The organism is Pseudovibrio sp. JE062 (assembly GCF_000156235.1).
Lineage (GTDB): Bacteria > Pseudomonadota > Alphaproteobacteria > Rhizobiales > Stappiaceae > Pseudovibrio.
Window position 1 is genome coordinate 216,014 of sequence record NZ_DS996809.1, and the last position, 9,580, is coordinate 225,593.

At 55.1% G+C, this 9,580-nt stretch carries 11 protein-coding genes; 7 read left to right on the top strand and 4 right to left on the bottom strand.

Annotated elements, in window-relative coordinates; genetic code table 11:
- Positions 1-80: 80 nt before the first annotated feature.
- On the top strand, positions 81-1,073 hold the full coding sequence (gene iolG, locus PJE062_RS13365) for an inositol 2-dehydrogenase (protein WP_008549805.1): 993 nt from the start codon (positions 81-83) through the stop codon (positions 1,071-1,073).
- A gap of 75 nt (positions 1,074-1,148) precedes the next feature.
- Here iolG and paaN read toward each other — a convergent pair whose 3' ends face one another.
- A complete protein-coding gene (paaN, locus tag PJE062_RS13370) occupies positions 1,149-2,813 on the bottom strand; it encodes a phenylacetic acid degradation protein PaaN (RefSeq protein ID WP_008550029.1) in 1,665 nt (554 codons plus the stop codon).
- Positions 2,814-3,060: 247 nt separating this feature from the next.
- Between paaN and paaG the strand changes: the two genes are divergently transcribed.
- Genes paaG through PJE062_RS13390 form a run of 4 tightly spaced genes read left to right on the top strand, consistent with a single transcriptional unit; the run spans position 3,061 to position 6,297 of the window.
- Entirely contained in the window at positions 3,061-3,891 is an 831-nt protein-coding gene (gene paaG, locus PJE062_RS13375) for a 2-(1,2-epoxy-1,2-dihydrophenyl)acetyl-CoA isomerase PaaG (protein WP_008549812.1), read from the top strand.
- Positions 3,891-4,322, top strand: a complete 432-nt coding sequence (gene paaI / locus PJE062_RS13380; RefSeq protein ID WP_008550030.1) for a hydroxyphenylacetyl-CoA thioesterase PaaI — start codon at positions 3,891-3,893, stop codon at positions 4,320-4,322. Before paaG ends, paaI begins: the two co-directional genes overlap by 1 nt.
- Positions 4,323-4,356: 34 nt before the next feature.
- Complete coding sequence (gene paaK / locus PJE062_RS13385) at positions 4,357-5,670, top strand: phenylacetate--CoA ligase PaaK (RefSeq protein WP_008549939.1); 1,314 nt, start codon at positions 4,357-4,359, stop codon at positions 5,668-5,670.
- 15 nt (positions 5,671-5,685) lie between these two features.
- Positions 5,686-6,297, top strand: coding sequence for a TetR/AcrR family transcriptional regulator (locus PJE062_RS13390; RefSeq protein ID WP_008549518.1), 612 nt, complete (start codon positions 5,686-5,688; stop codon positions 6,295-6,297).
- Between the two features lie 12 nt (positions 6,298-6,309).
- On the opposite strand, the gene PJE062_RS13395 is transcribed toward PJE062_RS13390, so the two are convergent.
- Entirely contained in the window at positions 6,310-6,900 is a 591-nt protein-coding gene (locus PJE062_RS13395) for a TetR/AcrR family transcriptional regulator (protein ID WP_008549617.1), read from the bottom strand.
- Positions 6,901-6,967: 67 nt separating this feature from the next.
- Here PJE062_RS13395 and PJE062_RS13400 point away from each other — a divergent pair, with 67 nt between their 5' ends.
- Positions 6,968-7,597 (top strand): NAD(P)-dependent oxidoreductase, encoded by a 630-nt coding sequence (locus PJE062_RS13400; protein ID WP_008550085.1) that lies wholly within the window; start codon positions 6,968-6,970, stop codon positions 7,595-7,597.
- Between the two features lie 9 nt (positions 7,598-7,606).
- On the opposite strand, the gene PJE062_RS13405 is transcribed toward PJE062_RS13400, so the two are convergent.
- The gene (locus PJE062_RS13405) at positions 7,607-8,146 is read right to left on the bottom strand and encodes a hypothetical protein (RefSeq protein ID WP_208982304.1); all 540 of its coding nucleotides are present in this window, start codon (positions 8,144-8,146) and stop codon (positions 7,607-7,609) included.
- A 177-nt stretch (positions 8,147-8,323) separates the two neighbouring features.
- On the opposite strand from PJE062_RS13405, the gene PJE062_RS13410 reads away from it, so the two are divergent.
- The gene (locus PJE062_RS13410) at positions 8,324-8,872 is read left to right on the top strand and encodes a sugar O-acetyltransferase (RefSeq protein ID WP_008549638.1); all 549 of its coding nucleotides are present in this window, start codon (positions 8,324-8,326) and stop codon (positions 8,870-8,872) included.
- Positions 8,873-8,918: 46 nt separating this feature from the next.
- Here the strand turns inward: PJE062_RS13410 and PJE062_RS13415 are convergent, their stop codons facing one another.
- Complete coding sequence (locus tag PJE062_RS13415; RefSeq protein ID WP_050773925.1) at positions 8,919-9,494, bottom strand: cytochrome b; 576 nt, start codon at positions 9,492-9,494, stop codon at positions 8,919-8,921.
- Between the last annotated feature and the right edge of the window lie 86 nt (positions 9,495-9,580).

Sequence of the window (9,580 nt, forward strand, 5' to 3'; positions counted from 1 at the left end):
TAAACGCGCCTTCTTTTGGGAGACCCACCAGGCAACTCTGCTGGAGTGCGCGATATAAACGCTGTTGTGAAAGATAAGCTATGACTGTTTCAATTGGCCTGTTGGGAGCTGGCCGTATTGGCAAAACCCACGCAAAAGCTGTAAGCCAGCTTGCAAATGCAAAACTGGCGGCTGTGTACGACCCGTTTGAAGATGCTGCAAAAGAAATCGCAGCTCAGACTGGTGCACGCGTTGATGGTCTGGACGCCATCATGAATGATCCGGCGATTGACGCTGTGATCATCGCGACCCCAACCGATCTGCACGCTGAGCAGATTGAGCAGGCGGCACGTGCTGGTAAGGCAATCTTCTGCGAAAAGCCGATCCATCTGGATGGCGACCGCGTTCGTGAGTGCCTGAAGGTTGTTGAAGAGACCGGCGCAAAGCTGATGGTTGGCTTCAACCGTCGTTTTGACCCGAACTTCGCTGAAGTGAAGCGCCAGATCGAAGCTGGTGTGATTGGTGATGTTGAGATGGTTCAGATCACCTCTCGTGACCCTTCCCCGCCACCAGTTGACTACGTGAAGCGCTCTGGCGGTCTGTTCAAAGACATGATGATCCATGACTTTGACATGGCTCGCTTCCTGCTTGGCGAAGAAGTTGTTGAAGTGAATGCAATGGGCAGCGCGATCGTTTCTGAAGAGATCGGCGCAGCTGGTGACGTGGACACTGCTACTGCAACTTTGAAGACTGCAAGCGGCAAGATCTGCACCATCACCAACTCCCGCCGCGCGACCTACGGCTACGACCAGCGCGTGGAAGTTCACGGTTCCAAGGGCATGGTTTCTGCTGAGAACATGCGCACCACCACCGTGACTGTTGCAAACGGCGAAGGTTACACTGCTGAGCCTCTGATGGACTTCTTCATGGAACGCTATGAAGCAGCTTACCGCATTGAGCTGACTGCCTTTGTTGACGCACTGACCAGCGGCTCCGAGATCTCTCCAAACGGTTTCGACGGTTTGAAAGCTCTTGAGCTGGCAGAAGCTGCAACAGCTGAAGTTGCAAAAGCACGCGAGCTGGCAAACGCTTAAGTCTGCTTTCAGATTTGAATATGAAAAGGGCCGATGCATAGCACCGGCCCTTTTTTAGTGTCTCAAAAACTTGCCTTAGGCCATGGCTGCCTGTCTTCGCACTGTTGCGATGCGGAAGCGGTTGGCGACGTAGGCGCCATCTGTGAGGCTGGCGTTGCCGGCTGGGTTGGCGCCGGTGACGTGGAAGTCAGAATAAGCGGCTGACTGGTTCACGTAGATGTTGCCAGTTAGGTTCACAGAAAGCGGTGCGCCTGCCCAGGCATAAGCATCGGTGGCCTTGTCGATCACAGCTTCATCGGTTGAATACAGCGCTGCCGTGATGGCCCCATGGCTCTTTGCGGAGCCTGCCGCGCGGGCGATAGCATCGTCGATATCATCACAAGCGATGATGAAGGAGATCGGACCGAAGCGTTCCTGCATGTAGGCTTCTTCGTTCTTGGAATCGACTGCCACCAGTGTTGGCGTTGCAGAACGAGCGCCGCTCATACCTTCTACAGGCTCGGATGAGCGGATCACCTTGCCGAGCTTGCCAGCAGCATCGATACGCTCCAGCGTGGCCGGATTCTGTACGGCACCGAGGATCGCTGCTGCACGGGCCGGATCGCCGAGGAGCTTGTCCAACGAGATCTTGATGGCGTCTGCCACCTCCTCAAAGCTCTTCTTGCCGTCGTTGGTTTTAATGCCATCACGGGGAACGAAGATGTTCTGCGGAGTGGTGCACATCTGACCGGAATAGAGCGACAGGGAGAACGCGATGTTGCTGGCCATGCCGCGCAGGTTGTCAGTCGACTCAATGGTGATCGCGTTGACACCTGCTTCCTCAGTATAAACCAATGCATCTCCTGCGTTTTCACGCACCCACTCACCAAAGGCGTTGGAGCCTGTGAAGTCGATGATCTTCACAGCGTCAGCAGTGACCAGTTCCTTGGTTTTTGGTGCATCCGCGGTATCTGCAGCCAGCAGCAGGACGTTTGGATCGAAGCCTGCTTCTTTCAGCACCTCACGGCCAATCTGAATGGAGATGGCCATTGGCAGAATCGCCATCGGGTGCGGCTTGATGATAACCGGGTTGCCGGTGACAAAGCTTGCGAACATGCCCGGATAGGTGTTCCAGGTTGGGAAGGTCGCACAGCCGATGACCAGCGCAACACCGCGTGGCACAACGCGGAATTTCTTATCCAGCACGATTGGATCATGCTTGCCCTGCGGCTTAGTCCAGGTCACCTCAGTTGGTGTCTGGGTCATCGCGTCATAGGCGTAGGCAACGGCTTCGAGGCCTCTGTCCTGCGCGTGTGGGCCACCTGCCTGGAACGCCATCATGAAGGCCTGACCGGAGGTGTGCATCACCGCATTGGCGATGAGGAAGGACTTTTTGTTGATGCGGTCCAGCATTTCCAGCGCAACGCCGACGCGCTCTTCAACGGATGCTTTGGCCCAGCTCTTGCCTGCTTCCTGTGAGGCTTTGACCAGCTCTGCCGGATCTGCATCTTCATAAGTGACGCCCAACTCCTTGCCATAGGGCGAGGTTTCGGCACCGGTCCAGTTGCCGTTGGTTGGCTGGCCCAGTGCGAATGGCTTGCCAAGAATCCCCTCAAATTCTGCAAGCTGATCGTCTTTTGCTGTTTCGCCATAGATCTTGCCAGAGGCGATTTCAGGGTAAGCAGACCAGTAATCTCTTGATTTACTTGTCTTTACTGCCTGAAAGAGCGTGTCTTTATGTGCTTCAAAAAAGTTACTCATTGTTCCTCCTCGAAAAACCTGCGGTTGCCGCAGTGTTTCTTCGACCAATGTGTGAGTTGAATTCCAATTGACAGCGGTTTCACTTCCAGACAATAATTTACCGACCGGTCAGTCATTTCAAGCAAAAATTGCTAGAACCATCGACCAGCCTACGAAGTGATTAGGTTTTCCAGAGGGCTCTCCTCATGAATTTGGAAGTTCATTGGAGGAGATTCGGTGGCTCACTGGGGAGTGATGACAGACCTATATGGAGGGAGAGACCATGAGCGAGACGAGCGTCATTTCCGAGCAGAGCATTCTGGTGGATGTGAAAGACACCTACCATGTGATTACACTGAACCGTCCTGACAAACTGAACTCGTTCAATGACGAGATGCACCGTGCGCTCTATGCCGCGCTGGAAACCGCAGATGCGGACGAAAACTGCCGCGCAATTTTGCTGACGGCAGCAGGCAAAGGGTTCTGCGCAGGGCAGGATCTTGGTGATCGCGTGAAGCCGACCCCCGACTCCCCTCCGCCGGATCTCACCCAGACCATCGGTGATTTTTATAATCCCCTCATCCGCAAACTGAAGTCGATCAACATGCCGATCGTGTGTGCGGTCAATGGTGTGGCAGCTGGTGCTGGCGCCAACATTGCCATGGCCTGCGACATCGTGATTGCCTCTGAGAAAGCCAAGTTCATTCAGGCGTTTGCCAAGATCGGGCTGGTACCGGATTCTGGTGGCACTTACTTCCTGCCGCGACTTGTGGGATCGGCCCGGGCGCGCGGGCTTGCCATGCTGGGCACGCCGATCACCGCTGCACAGGCAGAGGAATGGGGTATGATCTGGAAGTGCTCTTCTGCCGAGACGTTTCTGGAGGAAGCCACAGCCATGGTTCAGGAGCTTTCTGTGGGGCCGACCATTGGTCTTGGCCTGATCAAGCAGGCGCTGAATGCCTCTGAAGGCAACACGCTGGATGAGCAGCTTGATCTGGAGCGGGATTATCAGGGCGAAGCGGGCCGCACGCCGGATTATCTGGAGGGTGTAACTGCCTTCATGGAAAAGCGGGCTCCGAAGTATTCAGGCAAGCGATAATGGACAAGCAGGAATTGGCGGAGGCCGTTGCGGCCTCCATGTGGGAAGAAGACGAAGCAACACGCGCTCTGGGCATGACGTTGGATGAGATTGCACCGGGCCGTGCTGTGATCTCCATGAAGATCCTTGAGCGCATGACCAACGGGCACAAGACATGCCACGGCGGGTACATTTTTACCCTGGCAGACAGCGCATTTGCTTTTGCATGCAACAGCCATAACCAGCGTGTTGTGGCGTTTCAATGCTCCATCACTTATCTCGCCCCGGCCTTTGAGGATGATGTTCTGACGGCAACTGCCGAGGAAATTACCGTGCAAGGCCGATCCGGCGTCTACGACATTCATGTGTGCAATCAGGACGGCGCACGCATTGCAGAATTTCGCGGAAACTCGAGGACCATCAAAGGGACCCATATCGAGTTAAGCACTTAATATATTTGGATGACCAGCATTTGAGGAGGAGAAAATGTTGGAGGTTGAAGAACGCAGGCCTGATCTGGAGCCTATTGAAACGGCTGGACGGGAGGAGCTGCAAGCGCTGCAATTGGAGCGCATGCGCTGGTCAGTTCGGCATGCATATGAGAACGTAAAGTTCTACAAAGACAGTTTTGATGCAGCTGGCGTGCATCCGGATGACTTGCAGAGTCTTGCTGATCTGGCGAAGTTTCCTTTCACCACCAAACAGGATTTGCGCGACAATTATCCGTTCGGGATGTTTGCTGTTCCGGAGGAAGACATCTGCCGCATTCATGCATCTTCCGGCACCACGGGCAAGCCAACTGTGGTGGGTTACACCAAGAAGGACATTGAGACCTGGGCAGGTGTTGTTGCGCGTTCCATTCGTGCTGCGGGTGGCAAGCCGGGTGATAAAGTGCACATCGCGTATGGCTATGGGCTGTTCACTGGCGGGCTGGGTGCGCACTACGGTGCAGAAGCGCTTGGCTGTACCGTCATCCCTATGTCTGGCGGTATGACAGAGCGTCAGGTGCGGCTGATTGAGGATTTCAAGCCTGAGATCATCATGGTCACCCCGTCTTACATGCTCTCCATTCTGGATGAGTATCGCAAAGAAGGTCTTGATCCGCGCAAGAGCTCCATCAAGATCGGCATCTTTGGTGCTGAGCCGTGGACCAACTCCATGCGCGAAGAGATCGAGCAAGCCTTCGATATGCATGCTGTTGATATCTATGGCCTTTCGGAAGTGATGGGACCGGGTGTGGCGCAGGAGTGTGTGGAGACCAAGGACGGTCTGCACATCTGGGAGGATCACTTCTACCCTGAGATTATTGATCCGGTGACCGGTGAGGTTCTTCCCGACGGTTCTGAGGGTGAGCTGGTGTTCACTACGCTGACCAAGGAAGGTCTGCCGATCATCCGCTACCGCACCCGAGACCTGACACGCCTGATGCCGGGCACGGCCCGCAAGATGCGGCGCATGGAAAAGGTCACCGGACGCTCAGATGACATGATGATCGTGCGCGGTGTGAACGTGTTCCCAAGCCAGATCGAAGAGCAGATGCTGCGCTGTGATGGCCTTTCCCCTCACTACCAGATTGAGCTGGCCCGCAAAGGTCGCATGGATCAGCTGATGGTGAAGGTGGAAGCGGCTGCCCATGCCACCTCTGATGCAGATCGTCTGGCGAGCGCAAAAGAGCTGGCGGTTCATGTGAAAAACAACATCGGAATTTCGGTTGGGGTAGACGTGGGCCTGCCAAATTCCATAGAACGAAGCCAAGGCAAGGCCAAGCGGGTTGTGGACTTGCGGCCTAAAGAAGATTAACGGAAATACAAAAGCATGGCGCGCACCAGAGCAGCGGATTATGACGATAAACGCAAATCCATATTGAAGTTATCGGCGCGCGCCTTCGCGCAGCATGGCTACGACAAAACATCCATGGCGCAGATCGCCAAGATCTGCGGCTTCTCTAAGGCTTTGCTCTATCACTACTATGAGAACAAAGAGACGCTGCTGATTGATATTATCAGTGCGCACCTTGAGGAGCTCGTGGATGCGGTGGAGAGTGCTGGGCAGGCTGAGCAAGAGCCGCTGGAGCGTTTGCGTAGCTTGTGCCGTGCTCTGATGATGGCCTATGAGGACGCAGATTCAGAGCACAAGCTGCAGATCAACGAGCTTTCGTTTCTTCCAACCGAGAAGAAACAGGACATCATTGAGCTAGAGCGCAAGCTGGTTGCCATTTTTGCTGATGCTGTGGCTGCCACCAATCCGCAGTTTGGTGATGGCGACGCGCTGATCAAGCCCGTCACCATGAGCCTGTTCGGCATGCTCAATTGGTCTTACCTCTGGTTTAAACCGGGGGGCGACCTGAGCCGCGAAGGATATGCGGATCTGGTGGTGCAGCTTCTGCTGAATGGCTCGCGTTCCATTCAGGGAACTGCGGCGAGCTGATCTCCCCTGCCCTTACTCTGATTTTACCAATGCCTGCGCGGTGAGCTGCTGCATCATGTCTATGTAGCGGTCTTGCGTCCAGTTGCAGGTGATACGCAGCTGTTCCCAATTGCGTACGGAAAGGAGCGTGAGGAGCAAATCGGTTGCTTCTTCTTCGCTCATTTTATCCGTTAGCTTGCCATCGGCTTTCAGTGCCTGCACCGCCTTTTCGCAGCCATCGCGGATGGCGAGGATTCGGTCTTCCCAGGCCGCGGCGGCTTCTTCATCCGTCTCCTGCATGGCCATGAGCGCCTTAGCCACACCAAAAATCGTCGGGATGTAATTGCCCCAGGTCTCGACCCAGGCTTCCAGTCTTTCCGTGCCGGATGCTGCGCTCCGGCTTTTTGCCAGTTTTGCATCGATATCGTGTACTTCATCCAAATAACGCGTTGTGGCAGTGAGCAAATCCGCACGATTGGGAAAGTGCAGGTAGAGTGCCTGACGGCTGATTTTGGCGGCCTTTGCGATATCTGACATGCGCACAGCATTGCCATTCCCCGCTTCCAGCAATTGCCAGGTGGACTTCAGGATACGATCTCGGGTGGGAATATTCTGACTTGACATGGTGTCAATATAGATGCGATTGACATGATGTCAACTTGACACCATGTAAAGTTAAAAAGGCATGACTATGAAAACGATCATATTTGGTGCAACGGGCACCGTTGGCAAGCTTGCCACTGAGAGGATGCTGGCAGATGGGCACAGGGTGACAGCCTTTGCCCGTACACCCGACAAGCTGAAGATTGAGCATGAGAACTTAACGCTTCTGGCAGGCAATGCGGCCTCTGCTGATGAGGTGGCAGCAGCTGTGGAAGGGCATGAGGCGGTGGTGATTACACTGGGAGCCGGCATGTCGCGCAGCAGCACGATCCGGTCAGACGGCACCCGCAATGTCATTCTGGGCATGCAAAAGCACGGGGTGAAGCGGCTGATCTGTCAGTCCACCCTTGGGGCGCATGAGAGCTGGGCGAACCTTAACTTCTTTTGGAAGCGGATCATGTTTGGTGCGTTGTTGCGGCCTGTGTTCAAAGACCATGAACTGCAGGAGGAGCTGGTGCGGGTGAGCGGTCTGGACTGGACCATCGTGCGGCCTAGCGCGTTTGCTCCAGAGCTGGCAACCGGTGGCTACAAAGAGAACTTCCCTGCATCTGAACCGCGCCTTTCGCTGAAGATTAACCCAGCAGACATCGCCGGTTTTCTCAGTCGCCAGCTTTCAGATGCACAGTATCTTCGCCGTGCCGTGGGGATTTCCACCTGAGGCGTGCGGTCAGATCAAAGAGGCCTTACAGATGCCGCTGCTGTCATAAACTTCTTCAGCCGCCAAAACGGCTTCCCATTTACTGAGACGGTGTCCGTCTTCGATGAACTCCCGACCTTCGGACACCACATAGTACCAGCCTATCGCACCGTTCTCCTGGGTGAAGCGGTCAACGCGCATGCAAATCTCGGGATTATCGGGAACGCGGCCAATGCCTCTGCCATCGCCGATCTTTGCTCCTTCAGCGGGGCCCCAGACATATTTTGGTTTTCTCATTTCTTCTCTTTCAGGTGGTTGCGCCTTGAGTGAGCCAACATAGTGACAGTAGGCGATCTGAGAGGAGATGGTGCCAAGCGGCTTTGTTGCTTCTCCTCCGGATGCTCGCACATAGGCTTTATGCAAAATCTGCCATTGCCACATGAGGCATGGCGGCATTGCCAGCTCTTCCCAAAGCAGGATTGCGACTTCGAAGGACAGCAGCGAGCCGCCAACAAACATATTTCTCTGGCCGTCCCTCTCCTTCCAATAGAACCCAGGTAGCCATTGCATCTCCAGCTCCATTTGTTCACTATATGTTCTACATCGCATTTTATGGCAAAGCAAACCAGCAGATTCCGCTGATGTGCTGCTCAGATCGTGGCGAAATGCAGGTGACAGTAAAAATGCTGCTTGCAAGACTCTTCGATTTTTCCGAGAGTTACGGCAAGACTCAAGGAATGGCCCCACATGAAAACAGAACGTGAAAAGATGGAGGCGGGTGAGTGGTACACCTGCATTGATGATGAGCTGGAGGCGATGCGGCAGGCGGCCTATCGCGCCGTGCATGAACATCGCACGCTGCACCCAAGTGAACGTGGGCTGATCAGCCCTGCCCTACGTGGTTTGCTTGGCAGTGCCACGGACAGCACGATCATCGAAACACCGTTCCATTGCTCCTATGGCGTCAACATTCATCTGGAAGAGAGGGTCTTCCTCAACGCAGGCTGCACAATTCTGGACAGCGCCACGGTACGGATTGGGGCGCAGACCATGCTGGGGCCGAACGTGCAGATCTATTGCGCGCAGCACCATAAGGATGCAGAGAAACGCTGTGCCGGGTTGGAGGTTGCCAAGCCGGTGACCATCGGCAAACGCGTCTGGATTGGCGGGGCTGCGATCATCATGCCGGGCGTGACAATTGGCGATGAGGCCATTGTTGGTGCTGGCAGCGTGGTGACCAAGGACGTGCCTGCCGGGGCAACCGTGGTGGGCAATCCCGCTCGCATTCGCGGGTAAAGCAACGGCTGCCGGGGTGTATCCCAGCAGCCATCTCTTGTTTCTATCAGGCCTTCAGCGCCTGAGGCGTTTCTTCTGCCTCGGAAGATACTTTTCGCTTGCCGAACCACATTCTGCTGAACAATCGATCCTTCAGGATAAACTGGTGGAAGGCCCATCCGCCGATGTGCAGCAGGATCAGCGCGCTCAGTAAGGTGGCAATCACTCCGTGGGCGACGCGTGCCGGATAGATCATCAGGTCTGCCGGGAGTGCCTGGCCAGAGCCGCCAAATGCGATTGCGAAGAGATCTGCGTTTATGGCCATGGTCAGGCCTGAGACAACCATCGCTGCAATGAGCAGGTAAAGCGCCCAGTGCGCCAGCCCAGCGAGCGTGTTGAGGGCGGCGTTGCCCGCGTCAGCCTTGCGGGGTTTGTTCGTCACAAAGCGGGTGATGAGGCGCAGGATGATCAGCACCCCAACCGTCATGCCCCAGATCATATGCCCTGTCATGCCCGTCAGCTTTTCCGGGTCTGCGTTATCCATTTCGGCCAGCATGGGGCCTCCCACCACCAGTGCCATGAAAATCATAAGGGCGACAATCCAGTGCAAGGTAACCAAAACCGGGTGATATCGAGTTGTCATTGCATGCTCCATCCATTTTCAAGGAACCTGCCTACGAGTTCCTGATCAATTCTGGGGCGCATTTTACGTTACATAATGAGAACAAG

Bases quoted from the DNA above. Each gene is read 5' to 3' on its own strand.
- iolG (WP_008549805.1), top strand. From the start codon at position 81: ATGACTGTTTCAATTGGCCTGTTGGGAGCTGGCCGTATTGGCAAAACC.
- paaN (WP_008550029.1), bottom strand. From the start codon at position 2,813: ATGAGTAACTTTTTTGAAGCACATAAAGACACGCTCTTTCAGGCAGTA.
- paaG (WP_008549812.1), top strand. From the start codon at position 3,061: ATGGAGGGAGAGACCATGAGCGAGACGAGCGTCATTTCCGAGCAGAGC.
- paaI (WP_008550030.1), top strand. From the start codon at position 3,891: ATGGACAAGCAGGAATTGGCGGAGGCCGTTGCGGCCTCCATGTGGGAA.
- paaK (WP_008549939.1), top strand. From the start codon at position 4,357: ATGTTGGAGGTTGAAGAACGCAGGCCTGATCTGGAGCCTATTGAAACG.
- PJE062_RS13390 (WP_008549518.1), top strand. From the start codon at position 5,686: ATGGCGCGCACCAGAGCAGCGGATTATGACGATAAACGCAAATCCATA.
- PJE062_RS13395 (WP_008549617.1), bottom strand. From the start codon at position 6,900: ATGTCAAGTCAGAATATTCCCACCCGAGATCGTATCCTGAAGTCCACC.
- PJE062_RS13400 (WP_008550085.1), top strand. From the start codon at position 6,968: ATGAAAACGATCATATTTGGTGCAACGGGCACCGTTGGCAAGCTTGCC.
- PJE062_RS13405 (WP_208982304.1), bottom strand. From the start codon at position 8,146: ATGCAATGGCTACCTGGGTTCTATTGGAAGGAGAGGGACGGCCAGAGA.
- PJE062_RS13410 (WP_008549638.1), top strand. From the start codon at position 8,324: ATGAAAACAGAACGTGAAAAGATGGAGGCGGGTGAGTGGTACACCTGC.
- PJE062_RS13415 (WP_050773925.1), bottom strand. From the start codon at position 9,494: ATGACAACTCGATATCACCCGGTTTTGGTTACCTTGCACTGGATTGTC.